Genomic DNA, 16,184 nt, shown 5'->3' on the forward strand with positions numbered 1-16,184 from the left:
GGACTAGTTCATGGAAGTCGACGCGGGTTGAGGGAAATTTCCTAGGATGCAAGCGGAGAAAGTTGAAGCTCGCTCTCCGGATATGAATCCCCAGATGCGACAAGGCCCGCACTTGGCGGGCCTTGTCGTTGAGAGTTGGTGGGCCGGGGTAATTTGGATCCGGTCAGTAAATAATTGATTTTTAATGGAATTATTACTTTTAATTATAAGTTGGAATGCCAATTGGAATACTGCATTCCACGTGACCATCAGTTTACATCGATCTTACCAGCACGCGTCGTAAGCATAATTGGCAGTGAGCCGGACCTGCCCATAGCTGCCGGTGGCGACATGAAAACGGTTCAATAGCCGCCGCTCAATGCTGTCTATTAATCAAGGGGCGATTCACCTCCTGATTGGCTGCAGTTTAAGACAAAGAGTCATCTGCAAATGCCGGGATCTGTCATTTTCCTTACCGCAGTCTTGGGGGTGCGGGAACTGCGGCCCTTCAAATCCCATATGTCGCTGTGGCGTCGCCATCTGCATTTAGCCCGTCAAGGCAAAGCGTCCGTAGGCGCTCTAGGTACTGATCGGGCATTTGAAGCAAAGAGTTATAGAGTAAGCTGCGCCAATAATTGAAGGGAGTCAGTCGGGCATAGCGCATATTTATTTTTGCCCTATGTTCGATGGAAGATTTAAAGGCTGACAGGTCTTCAAAGTCCAAATCTTCTGCGAGTTTTTCGCGCAGTGAAAGAAACTCTCCTTCAATACGTTCTTTTATCTTATAAACTTCATTCCAGGTTATCAGCTTTTGTTGGTTTATAGGGTCTATGGGGGTCGCGGTCCAAGTGGCCAGTGGCGAAATGTCAAGAAATTCTACCTGTAATGCTACTTGTCCGTGGGCATTTTCGGTCCATGGGTTAAAGCATGTGCGTCGTACTCCTGCTGTGTCTCTTATAAGATCCTTTGCAAGTTTAGCTTTGGAGTTGCAGGTGTGACAAGTAGGTAGCAAGTTGCTCGGGTCTACTCCGAACTGTGGGTACTTATCTTTAGCTAACAGATGGTCGTAAGGTGCACGCCATTGCTCTTCTGCTGCGATGTGATGTTGTCGTTGCGCTAGTAGTTCCGTCGCGCAAATGCCACAGACGTTACCATTACCAGGAGGGAGATCAGCGCTATATCGATTGTAGTGATCCATGACGGTCTCTCCGCAGGCGCGTGTGACAGCGACAAGCTTCGACGTGTTTTCGAATAGATGCGCGGCCAGATTTTTCAAATCGGCTAATACTGCTTCAGGAAGCTCAGGTATTATAGATTTTGAATTACCAAGAAGTAGTAGAGTGTTCTCAGTACCGCGAAATGCTAAATACAGTTCATATCTTGCATCTGGGTTTGTAGCTGCGATGGAAACTTCTACGGATTGCAAGAGTGCTAAAGTTGGTTTATTAGCTTGCACGGCGTCCCATAGCCCGTGGGGAAAATTGATATCGTCGATAGCCCGCCCGGCGCAACTGGCGACTAGTAGTTCTTGCATTAATAAATTTAGCCCACTGAAAACCGCGCTGGGTGGAAGGCCAGCTCTTATTGGAAGTAGCATCAGTTTTCTAAGCTCCGAAGCCGCTGCAGTATGTAAGCACGCTCCATTGACTCACCAAGGTGGGACTCCATCCATTTCAGCTTATGATTATTATCTGTGCTTTGGTCGTGCAAGTGTCGATTGATTTCATCAACTGCCGTTTGTGAGATAACGGACCTAAGGCCGAAGAATTTTTTGATTAATACCTCAAACGAAGCACCAAAAGTTTCACTGGGTGGTGATGCCATAATTGATTGGCCATCAATTCTTTCAAAGTGAAAGACAGACTCGCGATGTAGGGAGGAGATCAAAAATGGCGAGTGTGTCGAGATCAGCGCCTGAGAGGTTATTAAGTTGCGTCCGGCTTGCTCAAAGTCAATGTGGTAGCGAGTACGCCAGCTGGGATTCAGATGTGTCTCGGGTTCGTCGAATATAAATAATGACTCAACCTCTCCAAAGAGTCTTACCGCTCCGATTGTATGGAGCAGTTGAGCCTCTCCATCACTCAAATCGTCAATTGGTGCGAAGTTGTCCCCGTCAGATAGTTGCAGCTCTATTACAGTAAGCGGTAGTTTTCCTTTAAGTGGCTTTTTTATATGTACATTTACGGAGTCGTTTCGCAGGGCTTTACGGATGTCGAAGGACCATCGCTTAACGCCTAATAGTTGTATTTTGTATAGTTTCCAGAATAAGCGGACGGGGTCTATATAGGTATCTCGTAGTCGTTCGGTGATAGTTCGGTCAGTGAAATCAATTGTGATTTCAGCTCGTAGGTAATTGAGTTCATAAAGTTCGTACTGATCATCCGTGGTTCGGTTGGTTAAGCCTTTTATGTTTTCTTCGCCGACAGCTCTTATTAGTTGTTTTAGGTCTTCGATGCTGTCTTGTTCAACGGGGACGTACTGCAAATTATAATGTAGGACTACTTTGCTCGGATGTCTTAAGCGGATCTCTGGCCACAGTTCGTTGCGCTCGGCGTCGCTTAATAGTCCAAGGGCTGCAATAACTAAATTTGTGCAGTCATAATCTAAAAATAGTGAATTCGGTAACGAGGTGTCTGCTTCTAGTGTATGCAGGGGATTATCTGTTACGCTTGTAGCTGCACCAAAAATACCAGGGAATCGTCGTCGGTACTTGTCATTGATTTGTTCAAAATTATCTGCGTCTACATTAGGCTGTGCCAGCTCGATACGACGTCGTGATCTCACCCGTATTACATCAAAGTACTCTAAGGCATTGCGCATGAATGAGCGTTGCAGGTTCTCGTTTAACCCAGAGGCGTAACCTATCAAACGAGGTAATGGAAGATTTTCCAATGTGGAGGTAGTGTCAGATATCCATTGTGCAGCACCATTTTCCATACTGGGGCCGGATATCTGAGTGCTAGTGATAATTAGGATTGATTGGTCTGGCTGGACTTGTACTATATATCGTTTTAGTGGCTCTCTATTATTGTCCTCACCTGACCATTCAAAGGCCAGATTAAAGCGATAATTTAAGGTCTTACGAGCGCGAAAGTCTGCTCGCTTCCGTCGCTCCAGGTATGCAAAGGATTCTGCGATAAGCTCCATCAGCTGCGACTTGCCAGACCCATTCAAGCCAATAAGTGCGATCACTTTTCCTGGTGCCTCAGAAAAATCAAATCGTTGATTAGCCAGGCTCTTGTACTGACCAATTAGCTCAAACTGCAGCAGTTTCATTCTTGAATACCTAGTTTTTTGGCATGCCTTGGTTTGTACGTCTGGAGCCCTTGGTGCAGACGAGCACAGGCTCCTGACAGGATGAATGCAGTCGATGCTTCTGAAATATTAGGAGCTTTTGCTTCTGCGTTTCACCTTGGGCGGGACGGCTCGTTTTGCTTTGATACGTTCCAAGAGGACGCTGGCTGGTTCATCGTTTAGGTCTTGGGGTACCAATTTTCCTCTAAACGCCTTGGCTAGGATGCTCTGGGTCAGCAGGTCTATACGGCTCTGAGCTTTAGTGACCTTGGCCTCTAGTTGGTCGGCAAAGGCAAAGAGCTGTTCGACACGACGGATAATCTCAATTTGTTCGTCTATGGGCGGTAGAGGAAGTAGCAAATCTCGAATGTTTGAGAGGTTTAGGCCTGGTTTTCCCCCGCCGTACGCAAGATCTAGCAAGATGCCACGGCCAGAGCCGATGTCTTTAAGAAAAAGCTCTATAAAAGGCGCATATTCAGGTTTGTAAAGTCTTACCAAGGCTACGTGTTGGCTGACGTAGGCTTCAGGAATTTGCTGTTTCACTCTAGCGACTTTCCCAACATTGGCACCGGTGATCGTAAGCAAAATATCTTGATATTGAACTCTAGTACGCTTTCCTTCGCTAGAGTCAGGCAGTTTCACAAAAGCTGTATCTGATATTTCAAGCTCATCAGTATTGATGTCCTGAGAGCGGATAAAAATGGCACCGCTATCTGAGTAGTAATCTGCCCAACCTCGCGAACCACTAGTCACTAATGATGATATGTCTCCGATTTTGCAATTTTTCCAGCTTGCCAGAGGCTTTGACGTATTAAGGGACAACCGCCACTTCTCCGTTAAGTGCCCGGAAACTGCTACCGCGAAGACGGAGTGGCGGAAGCGTTTGAGCAGTGCGGGGATGCCGTCGATACGGGCTTTCAGGGTATCGACTTTAGCCAGCAGTTCGTCGAGCTTGGCGGCGATGCGGGTTTGTTCAACGGTTGGTGCTAACCGGAACGGTAAGGTCTTAGCCGTTGCGCCAGAAATTTCTTTAAAGGTTGTTCCTGTTCCAAGGCTATCTGCCAGTTGTCGAATACTTTTCAGGTAATAAAAAGCGTAGCTCGGATCAATATCATGAGACAAAACGAAGCTTTTGAAGCCCTGATTGGTCGCGATTTCATTCGCAGCCACTGCCACATAGCCAATAGGCGCGCGGCTGCTGAACAGCAGACTGCCTTTTGGCATCAGTTTGGCAGAGCAAGACTTATATCCCTGTAAAGTCAGGTCTCGTGCGCCGAAGGCAATTTCTTTTCGCTTGTAACCACTGAGATCGGCCGGTGTAAGCCAAGCGATACCTTCGCCGGGAGCAGTGAAATTTTCGACGTCATTCGCCTTTGGCGTACCTCCACCTATGACTTCAGCAATTTCACCGATCTCCACATCAATCCAGGTGCTAGGCAACTTACTCATCGCCACTCTCCTGAGCTACCACCAACCCCATCACCTCAGCCATCAACTGCTTCTGCGCCACCACTTCATCCCCCGCCCCCAGCGCCTTCATCAGCTCTTCCAGCTCACGTAGTGCCTCGGTCAATTCAGCCATCGCCTCACCCGCCAGTACTTCCGGAGCGGGCAGGTCGGCGGCATCCAGGCTGCTGTTGTCTTTTAGCCAACTGATGTCCAGCGAGTCACTCCGCTCGTTGCGGATGTAATCCCGGGTAAAGCTGCGGAAGCGGCTGTTTTCACCGATACCTTCGACGTTCTCGGCGCGTGGGCTTTCGCCGTCGGGGGTGTCGCCATAGGCGTCCTCGAACGGTTTGAGGTGCGTGGGGCCGAAGGGCGTGCGCTTGCCGAAGCTGGGCATGTTGCTGCGCAGGTCGTAGATCCACACGCGCTTGGTGCAGCCTTCCTCCTGGCGCGGGTTTTCCACGGTGCCCTTCTGAAAAAACAGTATGTTGGTCTTCACACCCTGTGCGTAGAAGATGCCAGTAGGCAGGCGCAGGATGGTGTGCAGGTTGCACTTGTCCATCAGGTCGCGACGCACGTCTGTGCCAACGCCGGCCTCGAACAGCACGTTATCCGGCAGCACCACGGCGGCGCGGCCGCCTGGCTTGAGGCCACGGTAGATGTGCTGGAGAAAGGCCAACTGCTTGTTACTGGTGCGGTACGTGAGGTCATCACGAGTCGGGCCACCGCCACCCTTGGCCGTGCCGAATGGTGGGTTGGAGAGGATGACGTCGACCTTGGGTAAGTTGGCCCCGGTCTGACCTAGGGCGTTGCCCAAGTGCACCACGCCTTCTTCGTCGCCTTCCATGCCATGCAGCAGTGTGTTCATTAGCGCCAGACGGCGAGTGCCCGGCACTAGTTCTACGCCGACAAAGGCACGATTGCGCTGGAATGCCTGGGCTTTGGCGTCGAGGTCGTAGTAATCGTCGGTTTGACTTTTGATATAGGCGTCAGCAGCGATCAAAAAGCCCGCAGTACCGGCGGCCGGGTCTTGTATGGTCTCGCCCGGTTGCGGCTTGATGCAGCGGATGATGCTGTCGATCAGCGGGCGCGGGGTGAAGTACTGGCCGGCGCCGGACTTGGTCTCGCTGGCGTTCTTTTCCAGCAGGCCTTCATAAAGATCGCCGAGGCCGTCTTTGCGGGCGCTGAACCAGTCGATGCCGTCGAGGCTCTTGATCAACTGCTCTAGGTGGCGCGGTTCCTTGAGGCGAGTCTGAGCGTCGGCGTAGATCGCGGCGATCAGCGGGTCAGGGTTTTTGCCAAGGTCCAGCAGCATCTGCCGGTAGTGATCGAGCAGGTTAACGCCGGACTTGCCAGCCAGGTCTGGCCAGCGCGCGCCTTCGGGCAGCTTGTGGCCGAAGCTGTCGTTGTTCTGCACCTGTTCGTATTCCATCTTGATGAACAGCAGAAGCACGAGCTCGGTGACGTAGTCGCTGTAGTTGATGCCATCGTCGCGCAGGACGTCGCAGAGGTTCCAGAGTTTCTGGACGATATCGGAGTTGGTCATGGGGTACCTGTGGCGAAGAGTGTAAAGCGCCAGATTGCGCTGGCGCAAAGAAGTGGTTGTCTGGGCTCAGTCGTCTGAGGAGCGTTGTTCGGCCTTTAGCGCTCGGCCGGCCGCAGTCAGGCGATAGCGTTGCTTGCTGCTGTTGGGCTTGTCTGGAATGGTCATCTCGACCATGCCAATTGTCAGTAGTGGGGTCAAAACCTGCTCGCGGAACTTGCTGCGGTTTCTGCGCCCAACGAAGGTCATTAGCTCTGGCGCAGTGTGATCGCCTGTCATTTTGCACAGCATCGTTATCTGCTCTTGCTGCAGAGACAGGCGAGTTTCGGCTTGTTCTTCTTCGACAGCGGACTCAGTCCCTACTTGGTCCCTACTTGGTCCCGACTTAGTCCCTACTTGGTCCCCACTTGGGCCCGAAAGAGGCCCTTTTTCAACGGCGCGCTGAATCACCACCTTGAACTGATTACTCTGCCGGTCGTCCTCCAGCCGGATCATTGGCCAAGCATCGATAGCGCGCGGGATGCCGGTGCCCAAACCGCGATAGGGAAGAATGTGCACAGCATGGGAGGTGAGCGTCGGGTTGCGACGGTTGGACAGGCCGAATCGAATTTTCTCGGTATCGAGCACGTCAGGCAGGTGCCCGGGGCTGATCAGTTCGATGCGATCGGCGAAGATCATGATCCGGATGGAGGCGCTGACAAAGTAGTCGCGGTGGATCAGGGCATTGACCAGCAGTTCTTCAAACACCTCCTCCGGCACTTCCAGCTGGCCGAGGGTATTGAAGCCCTGCTGGCGCTGCACGTGGTGTAGGTTGCGCTTTATGAAGGCAAGGCTGCGTCGGTACTGTTCCTGCAGATTGCCGTCGATATCTTCGCTGTCTAGATAGTGGCGGTCATGCAGAACCGTGCCCGGAAACGCAACGGCCTTGATATCGAACGCCGGGCACAGGCGTTGTGGCGCTTGGCCGAAGAGCAGCAAACCGGCCAAATTGGGTGTGTCGCCACTGGCGAGGCCAAGATTTTCCAGGATGCGGGTGGTTTCCAAACCTGTCTGTTCGGGGCTTTGCCGAAAGCGTCTTTGAAAGTACTCGCCGAGCGCCTTGGCATCGATATCCGCTACGCTGCTGCCCGCGACCGGTACTGCATCGGCACACACCAGCCCGGCCTGCTGGAACAAACGCTGCAGTTCTTCACGGGCCGTGACCCGACGTTTGTCGGCGCCGTTCTTTACCCAGATGCGACCCTGGTTGTCGACATAGGGTTTATTCAGCCCTTGTTCGACTGTCACCACCATGACCAGCCCGTGTTCGGTCTGAAGGTTGCTGGACAATGGATTGATCGCCGGGCGGACATTCTGTGAGGCCGCGTTGGAGAGCAGTTGATTGAGTCGCGAAATGTCGGCGCTACTCAACCCGCTCACCGTGCCGGAGTCGTCTACGCCAATCAGCAAGTAGCCACCGGACGTATTGGCGAACGCTACCAACTCGGCCGCCAAGGCATCGATATTGCTGAAATCGCGCTTGAACTGATGGCGGCTGTCCTCACCACGGTCAAGGATTTGATGAAGCTCGGCAAGGGTCATTAAGCGTCTCTAGGTGTTGCAGTCGATAACTCGTGCAATAGGAGGGCATTATCCCTCATGAACGAGTACGGTGGCCAACCCAGCGTTCAGGATCGGCCTCATCCCGTCTGTGCCCACAGGTTGTCATTCAGGGCGTCCAGTACCACGCCCAAATTGCCGCCGAGCATCTTGTCCAGCCGCGTGCTGCCGCCATCGCTCTTGAACGCCTCACCAATCTGCTTCTTGTCAATAACGACCTCGTGCACCAGTTGCTTGGCCAGGCGATCAAGCCACTTACGCTGAATTTGAGTCCAAGGCTGCAGGGTATAAATCGTCTCCATCGCCTTGGTTACGCGCTGCTCAAATGGCAGCAAAGCCTCTCCGAGGGCGGCGCGGCGGATGAAGCCGACGATACTGGCAGCGATTTCCTGGTTGGTTTGGTTGCGCCAGGCGCTTTGCAGGTTCACCTCGCTATAGCCATGCCCGTCGAGCAGCAGGCGCACTTCGCGCAATTGTTCACGGGTCAGGTCTTGCGGGCGGTTGACCACTACGCCGAGTGCCACTGACTGGTTCAACTGATTCTTAATGAAGTCGTTGAAGCTCTCCAGATAGTCCCCGGGCTTTTGGTAATCGCCGTAATTCTGCTCACGGACCATCAGTTCGTCCGTGTGAGTGGAGATCACCGGGTAGTTCAGCGATCCCAGCAGGGCATTAACCGTGGCGAGCTGATCGAGAAGTTGGGCATGCTGTTGGATGAACTGGGCAGCTTGCTGTGGGCCGAGCTGGTGCAGGTGCTGATGCAGTTTGTCCGGGGCTACGCCCCAGGTGTTCTCCAGTTCGGCGAGCTTGGCCTTTAGGGTTGGCTTTTGCTCGGCCTTATGGCTGGCCTTGCGCAGAATACGCATGATCCGCTGGCTGAGCTGGTCCAGGACGTCGTGGGCATGACTAGTGTCTGGCTGGTTACCAGGAGCATCGAGGCTGGCTGGGTTGCTTAGCTCGCTGACCAGCTGTTCGAGGCTGATGCTTGGGTCTTTCACTAGCGGCTTCATTGTATCTACTGGCTCGAGGGCAGCGTACAGATCAACCGGATCGTAGATTCTGAATACCGTCTTGCCGATTTCATCGCAGCGGCGAGTCGCGCGGCCCTTCATCTGTTCGTAGAGAATGCGCGAACGCACCCGACGCATGAACACCAAGTGGCAAATGCGTGGTACGTCGATACCGGTGGTCAACAGGTCGACCGTGATGGCAATGCTCGGGTAGCGCTCGTTCTTGTACTGGCGGATCAGTTGTTTGACCTTGTCACTTTGCCCGGTGATGATCTGTACAGCTGCCTGGTTGTAATCCTCGCCGTGAACGTCCTTGAAGGCTTCGTCGAGAAGGTTTTTGACTCGCTCGGCATGGGCTTGGTTAACGCAAAAGATCATCGTTTTTTCGTCGCCCGACGGGTCGAGCTCTTGTGCCAGTTGCTCGCAGATGACCTTGTCGAAACCGGGCGTAATCACGCGGCGATTGAAGGACTCGATTTCGAAGTCGAGTTCGTCCTCGAGCTCGGCGACATCCACCTCGCCGGTGCTCGTATCGATGACGCTGACACTCTCGCCCTTGGCAAAGTGGATGCCATTCTGGCTCAGCAGGGTTTGGTAGCGGATTGGAGGTTCGTGATCAATCAGCCAGTCGTCAGCCACGGCCTCACGGTAGCTGTAGGTGTATATCGGAGCCCCGAAGACCTCGCTGGTGTGCTTGGCTGGGGTAGCGGTGAGCCCGACGCGGCAGGCGTCGAAATAGTCGAGCACGCGACGATACTGCGATAGATACTGGTTGAAGTCGCGCACTGCCAGCTCGCCTTCAGTCATTTCCTGATCGAGGGTGTAACCGCGGTGGGCTTCGTCGACGATGATGCAGTCGAAGGCATCGATGGGCGGCGGAGTGTCCGACTGGAAGATACGCTTGACCATGGCCTGCACAGTGGCGACCTGAACCCGTGTTTCAGCTTCGGCAGCCATGTCACCTAGTTCTTTGACGTCGTAGATCTGCGCCAGCGTGTGGTTCTGTTCCAGCGTCGCCTCATTGAAGGCTTCGATGGCCTGTTCCCCCAAGGCGCTGCGATCGACCAAGAAAAGAATACGGCGAAAGCGCTCGGCCTTCAGCAGACGGTACATCAAGCCAATGATAGTGCGCGTTTTGCCGGTTCCGGTCGCCATGGCCAGCAGACAGTTGCGGCGATTGGCGGCTAGGGCCTGTTCGACGGCGCGGATGGCGTTTTCCTGATAGTCACGCAGCTTGAGATAGGCGAAGCCTTCCTGCTGTAGTTTCGCCTCGGCGTCCTCACGGCTGCGTTTGAGCAGGTCGAGTAGGCCGCCCGGCGTGTGGAAGTCCTGCAGCGGCCGGCGCAGGTTGGCCGGGCTGCGCAAGTCACGAAACCAGATGCCAGACAGCTCAGCGAGCTGCTTAATGAAGGGCCGGCCATTGCAGGCAAAGGCAAACGGGACTTTGAAGTGGCCGCCCTGGCCATCCGCCCAGCCCGTGTTCTGCCCGGCCGGTTGCAGATTGTCGGTAACGATCAGTTGGCGTGAATAGCGCTCGGCTTGGGGAATGCGGTCCGCTATGTTGACACGCTTGCGCTTGGCTTCGACGATGGCGACTGGGATTAGGCTGGCGAACAGCACGTAATCAGCGTTTTCTTTCGGCTTGCTGGTTGGCCATTCGGCGATGGCCTTGTTCTTGCCCTTTTCGGGCCGAGCGCCCTTGCTGTAGGTAAGATCGAGCGAATCGGCTTCCCAGCCGGCATCGTTTAACTGTTGATCGATGAGAATACGGGTGAGGTCTTCATTGAGGTCGAACTGGCTGCTTGCCTGCTGAGTTTTACGCGTGACCTGCTGGGCAGCTTGCGGATGATCTTCAAGCTGTTGTTGCAGCACTTTCAGCCGCGCCTCGAAATCGACTCGGGCCTTCGATAGTTCTGCCTCGCGTTCAAGGGCAATCTGCTCGTAGACGCGGGCTTCTTCGTTCATCTGCCCAACAAGACTGGCTTGTTCATGCTTTTCTTGCGCCAGTAGCTCGGCTAATTGGTGGTTGTTCTCCAATTGCTGGCGACTGTCGCCCAGCTCTGCGCGAAGTTTTTCGATCTGCCCCTGCAGCTCACGTAGAGGCTCACTCGGATCGGCCGGAACCATGAAAGGCCCAGGCTTGAAGGTGTTGCCGCCCGTGCCAAATGACTGGTGATACCAGATCGCCAAGGCGCGGGCGACCCTCAGCCCGTCCAGTGCCTCACGATGCTGGGTGCGGAATTCATGGGTAGCCTTATTGCCTTCGACGCGCAGCGTATGGAATAGGTTACGGATGTTACCGTCGAGCTGGATTTCACGACTCAGGCGGAACAGCAGATCAGCTTGGGAAGTGGTGGCGTCGAACTCAATGCCTGCTCTTACCGCCAGATCCTGGGCGAGCGCTTCGCCCAACTGGCGCAGTTTGATCAGCGTCGTGTTGGGATCACTGGAAAATACTCGCTCGGCCGCATTGGCAAGTTGGAAAAAAACCGGATCGTGTTCTTTGAAAAAGGCGAAGTTGCTGTTCTCTGCCATGTTCCATCCCTTGAGTTCGTCACCAGCCATCCTGAGAGTGGTGGCGCTATAAAGGCATAATGCCAGACGAAGCGTGGTGCGTGTATAACCATATGCCGTCGGTCCAGCGTGACCAGCTTCTGGCCGAGGGCGAGATGTTACGCTTGTATGCGGCGCGACTTGCGCATAGTCGGGCTGACCTTTAAAAGTCATGATTTCCTCAGCACTGAGGAGGTTGCTTATAGGCGCGTCGACGCCATGATTTTCCGAGGCGGTGGCGATTACCGATGGTTAGGAACGGGAGCTCCACTCAACGCTTAAAAACCCATGGCCTTTCCAGGCGTCGTGCGAGCAGTTGGACAGTAAGCAAATAGTAATACTGTGTTGCCTCACTGCGGCCGGTGAGGAAGTGTTCAAGAAACCAAACCAAATGCTTTCGCTGCCAGGCCCAAGGAGTTGATCGCTGCCAGCGTTTTGCGATTTCAGATTGGATGATTCTCGCCTGCCGCAAATGCCGGTGCCGCGTCGCATGCGATCCTGTCAGCACGGCACTCAAGAACAACTCCATATCAAACGCCTTAGTCATACCCTCCACCCTATGTAGGCAGCGACCACTTCAATCCGTCCATGCCCCAGCTCATCGCTGATCTGCATGCGAGCCTCCAGATCTAGGCGCCGGTCTATGGTGTAGCACTGACCACCATTTACAGGCGCACGGTGATGTGTGATCTGTTCATAGCGCTCACATGCAAACGCCGCCCGAAGTTCGTGAAAGCCTTTGAGGTCGTGTGCTTTCAGGACCTCTCTCGCTGGCCGTGCTATTTCCTGCAGAATGTTCAGATAGCTCTCGTTTGGAGCAATCAGGTTGCGGCTATCCGTGGGGGATACTTGCAATGCAAATCTAAGTGCGCCACGAATATGGTCATCCACCTTAATCCAGCGGGGGGCAGATGCACCGGCGCGGCCGCCTTTGGTGCCATCCTGAATATTGATTTTGCCGTAGAGCGCGGCTTCACGGCTCAGCCGTGGCAGGTCAGCCAGGATGGCCTCGCGCAAACGCATCCCCGTGGCTCGCGTCAACTGAACTATCGCTGCTGCTCGCATCTGATCACGGCTACAAAGCGTCTCGACGATCTGCTGTACCTGTTCGCGGTCTTGGCCTTGCGGCGCCGATTTACGTACACCGGTGCGCTGCATACCCAAGGCCTTGCTCGGACTTGGCAATTTTACATATTGATCACCGCGAAGGGCTGCCATGGTTCGGTTAACGCTGGATAGCCGGTTTTGTGCAGTGCTGATTGCTAGGTCGTCGTGCTCAACCAGGCCGCGAAGGTATGCGGCATAGTCCGACAACACCTCGCGATCAATCTGCCGCGCATCATTGACCCCGGGCCCCGCTTCAGACCGACACCACTTCACGAATGCCAACCACCGATCAGAGTGCGCCTTGACCGTGCCGTAGTGGCCTCCGCCGAACATGTCTTTCAGCGCCTGCGGCCCTGCGTAGCTCAATTGCCTGCCGTAGCCAAAATTGCGGCCTTCTCGCCTGCCTACTAATACCATTTCGGTTACCTCGCCTAATTCACCAGGTCTTCGCCCCACGTCATCCCGCCAAAAATGCTGAGTGTTATCAGGGATCAAGGCCCCTGCGGCCTGTGGGGATGTCCACTTACGCGGGACTGGCGGCTCCTTACGGCCAAGAGCTTGGGCATCTCATGATCTGGCCCCCTGAGCACCGAAACCGGTGGGCGGGTGGAGGCTGCGTTGGCTGACGAAACCAGCGCCGCGAGATCCTGAGTCGGGTGAAGGCAACGATGCGATGACAGGGGCGTGCCTGGCTGTCAGCCAGGTGCAGTCCAGTTAAGGTCTGCGGCACCATCATCTACATCGCTGTTGTAGGTGGCTTCGGCGTTTGTCACGCCGATTGTCACGAGGAGGATTGCGGCAAAGCGACGTATTACCTTGCCGGCAGCGGTGGTATGTGCGCCCGTCTCTTTCCTTAGAAAGAGACGGGCAAAGGGATGGCGCACATGAAATGGCCATGCGAATGGGTTGCTACAAGGCAGCAAGAGGGTAGGGTGGTTGCCGCATGGGCAACGAAGTGAAGTAGGCATCCATCACGTGGGTAGTGACCGTACGAGCTGCCGGACGCGAATCGTACTTAGGTTGAGCCACCGCGTTAGCGGCATGACCTTGAAGGCTCTGGCCATCTGGGGTGCTGCCAACGGCAGCGTTTGGAAGCTTCGTTTTAATGGCGCTGGGGGTATGGGTCAATGGCGAAACGCGCCTGGAATTGCGCCAATTGAAAGCGTTGGCGTGGAGTGGAAATCGGTGGCATTCAGTAGCGGCGCGGCCGCTCGTCGCTTTTATAGTGTTAGCCCCTGGGTATGGGGATGCGAAGCCTCCCCATACCCAGGGGCTGGGCGGGAGAGGCTTAGAGCAAAGTGAGTTGGCCACTGCCGCCAGTGAGTCTGACGGCGCGCTTTCTACCACCGATGCCGCAGCGCTACCGGATCGGCACCACGATGCGATCACGCGTCACGTTGATCGCGGTTGCCGAAAGGTTGCCCGTCGCAGCTTTCTGAATGTATTCACTCCACCACGCCATCATCGGCCGTCGGCGCTCGATATAATCCGCACGGTTGTACGCACTGCGCACTTCATCCTTATCCACATGCGCCAGCGCGACCTCAATCAACTCGGGGTCCCAGCCATGCTCGTTAAGAATGGTGCTGGCCATCGAGCGCAGACCGTGGCTGACCAGGCGGTCTTGGAAGCCCATCCTCTTGAGCGCCATATTCGCGGTCTGGCTATTGGCGTGGGTGCGGGGATTGCGGTCAGAGGGAAACACATATTCACGATTGCCGCTGTGCGGCCTAACCGTGGCAAGCAGTGCGAGCGCCTGCTCGGTGAGGGGGACCGCGTGGGGGCGGCGCTTCTTCATGCGCTCGGCGGGGATCACCCATAACGCTTTATCGAAGTCGATATCGGCCCATCGAGTGGTGGCCGCTTCGGCGGGGCGGGTCATGGTGTGCAGTTGCCATTCGAGCAGGCAGCGGGTGATGCGCTTGATACTGGCGTTAGCGATTTCCATCATTAGCTCGGGAAGCTCTTCGGGCGGAAGCGCGGCCATGTTTTCTTTCTTGGGCTTTTTGAAAACTGCACGAATGCCACTGAGCGGGTTGGCAAAGATCAGCCCGGAGTTAACGCCGTAGGTCATGATCTCGTTGAGCCGCTGGGTCAAGCGTTTCACCGTTTCCAAGCTGCCTTTGGCTTCGAGCGGGCGAAGCAGCTCGATCACCATCGGGGCAGTGATCTTCACCAGTGGCGTGATCCTCATACTCGGCAGCACGTGCAGCGTGAGCGAGCGCCAAATGTCTTAGGCGTAGGCAGGGGTGACCGAGTCTTTCTTGAGCTCGAACCAGGCGAGAGCGACGTTCTCGAAGGTGTGTTCGGTTTCGGCTCGCCTGGCTTCATTTAGCATGTTGCGCTGCACTTTGGGGTCGATGCCTTGCGCGAGCAGTTCGCGCGCTTCGACAGCCTTCTTTCGTGCATTCGCTAGTGACAGCTCGGGGTAGGTCCCGAAGCCCATGTTGATGCGTTTTTTGGTCACCGGTTCGCGGTAATTGAAATTCCACAGCAACGAGCCGTTGCTGCGTACGCGGAGCTGCAAACCGTCGCCGTCGGTGAGGACGTAATCCTTGGACGCCGGTTTGACTCCCTTGAGTTGTCGGTCGGAGAGGCGGAGGGCTGGAGCAGGCATGAGATCTACCTCAGGCGCTGTTTTGGTATTCCAGAGATTAGCCCCGGAGGGGCTGGAATACCACTTGGAATACCTGAACGGTCAGAACTCGGCGGATGCCAAAAAACCTCAGAAGTGCTGAAGCCCTTGATTTCAATGAATTTCAGGCACAAAAAAAGACGTCCGTGGACGTCTTTAGATGATGAAGTGGTGGAGCCGGGGGGATTTGAACCCCCGTCCGCCAGTACTCCGCTGTCGGTACTACATGCGTAGCCGTGTCTATTAAGTTAACCCTCAGCGACCCGACGGGCAGGGTGCTTTGGGCGAGTTGTGTAAGTTTTAGCCGCTTCGTCCACAACGTACTGCACGGCGATTCTGTTCTATATGACAATCATTTCGGGTTTACAGACATCCCCTGATGATTGCTGGACCCGAAGGTACCAGGAGTGCATGTCAGCTGCAATTAAGCAGCGAGAGCAGCACCGTATTGGTCGTCATTGGCAACTATAAGTAGTTGCAACAGTGGATTTACGACTTCTGTTACCAAGTCGGCATGCACCTAGAGTTTCGCAACCGGCGTCGAATCCTAAACGGCCCCGAACTCATTGCCCGGTACATCTGTTCGAGCAACAAGCATGTGCAGTGTACGCCAAACGGCCCGCAAGGCCAACCCGAAGGTTGGCCGGGCCTGGATCAATTGTTGGTGCCGGTGGATTTACGCAGTTCCAGAATGGTTTGCGAGGTTTCCGCAACACAGTCATCGATCTTGCCCTGGGCCTTGAGCGCCTGAGCCTTTTGCACGCTGGTTTCAGCACGCTGACTCAGCTCCGGCGACGATGACAGCTGCCCCTTGGCATTGTTGATGGTCTGGATATTGGCGTCGCACAGGTCGGCAGGCTTGTCTGCAGCAAAGGACGTGGAAGCCATCATCGAGGCAGTAACGAACAGACCTAACAGTACAGAACGTTTCATATGAGTCTCCTTGAACTGAGGGATCCCGACTTCGCTGGCCGTCAGGACGGGCAACCGAATGGAGGAAAAGCCCCGACTGTTCGGG

Annotated in this window: 9 protein-coding genes, 1 other RNA gene and 1 pseudogene; all 11 read right to left on the bottom strand. The window is 54.8% G+C overall.

What is annotated here, in order from left to right:
- Window positions 1–487 precede the first annotated feature (487 nt).
- A complete protein-coding gene (locus J5M72_RS08345; protein WP_207865144.1) occupies window positions 488–1,513 on the bottom strand; it encodes a hypothetical protein in 1,026 nt (341 codons plus the stop codon).
- Between the two features lie 62 nt (window positions 1,514–1,575).
- Window positions 1,576–3,255 carry an AAA family ATPase gene (locus J5M72_RS08350; RefSeq protein WP_207865146.1) on the bottom strand — a complete coding sequence of 560 codons (1,680 nt, stop codon included), beginning with the start codon at window positions 3,253–3,255 and terminating at the stop codon, window positions 1,576–1,578.
- 108 nt (window positions 3,256–3,363) lie between these two features.
- A complete protein-coding gene (locus J5M72_RS08355) occupies window positions 3,364–4,722 on the bottom strand; it encodes a restriction endonuclease subunit S (RefSeq protein WP_207865148.1) in 1,359 nt (452 codons plus the stop codon).
- Window positions 4,715–6,265, bottom strand: a complete 1,551-nt coding sequence (locus tag J5M72_RS08360; protein ID WP_207865150.1) for a class I SAM-dependent DNA methyltransferase — start codon at window positions 6,263–6,265, stop codon at window positions 4,715–4,717. The genes J5M72_RS08355 and J5M72_RS08360 overlap by 8 nt, the downstream gene beginning before the upstream one ends.
- 66 nt (window positions 6,266–6,331) lie before the next feature.
- Complete coding sequence (locus J5M72_RS08365) at window positions 6,332–7,843, bottom strand: RNA-binding domain-containing protein (protein ID WP_243433254.1); 1,512 nt, start codon at window positions 7,841–7,843, stop codon at window positions 6,332–6,334.
- A gap of 98 nt (window positions 7,844–7,941) precedes the next feature.
- Complete coding sequence (gene hsdR / locus J5M72_RS08370) at window positions 7,942–11,406, bottom strand: type I restriction-modification system endonuclease (protein ID WP_207865152.1); 3,465 nt, start codon at window positions 11,404–11,406, stop codon at window positions 7,942–7,944.
- 289 nt (window positions 11,407–11,695) lie between these two features.
- On the bottom strand, window positions 11,696–11,971 hold the full coding sequence (locus J5M72_RS08375) for a hypothetical protein (RefSeq protein WP_081095874.1): 276 nt from the start codon (window positions 11,969–11,971) through the stop codon (window positions 11,696–11,698).
- Window positions 11,968–12,948 (bottom strand): integrase domain-containing protein, encoded by a 981-nt coding sequence (locus J5M72_RS08380; RefSeq protein ID WP_207865154.1) that lies wholly within the window; start codon window positions 12,946–12,948, stop codon window positions 11,968–11,970. Before J5M72_RS08380 ends, J5M72_RS08375 begins: the two co-directional genes overlap by 4 nt.
- A gap of 943 nt (window positions 12,949–13,891) precedes the next feature.
- Window positions 13,892–15,148, bottom strand: a pseudogene (locus J5M72_RS08385) (integrase domain-containing protein).
- Window positions 15,149–15,335: 187 nt separating this feature from the next.
- Window positions 15,336–15,725: a transfer-messenger RNA gene (ssrA, locus tag J5M72_RS08390) on the bottom strand.
- A gap of 95 nt (window positions 15,726–15,820) precedes the next feature.
- Window positions 15,821–16,099, bottom strand: a complete 279-nt coding sequence (locus J5M72_RS08395; protein ID WP_085711868.1) for a hypothetical protein — start codon at window positions 16,097–16,099, stop codon at window positions 15,821–15,823.
- Window positions 16,100–16,184: the final 85 nt, after the last annotated feature.

Source organism: Pseudomonas sp. 58(2021), from assembly GCF_017491585.1.
GTDB classification, from domain to species: domain Bacteria; phylum Pseudomonadota; class Gammaproteobacteria; order Pseudomonadales; family Pseudomonadaceae; genus Aquipseudomonas; species Aquipseudomonas fluorescens_BT.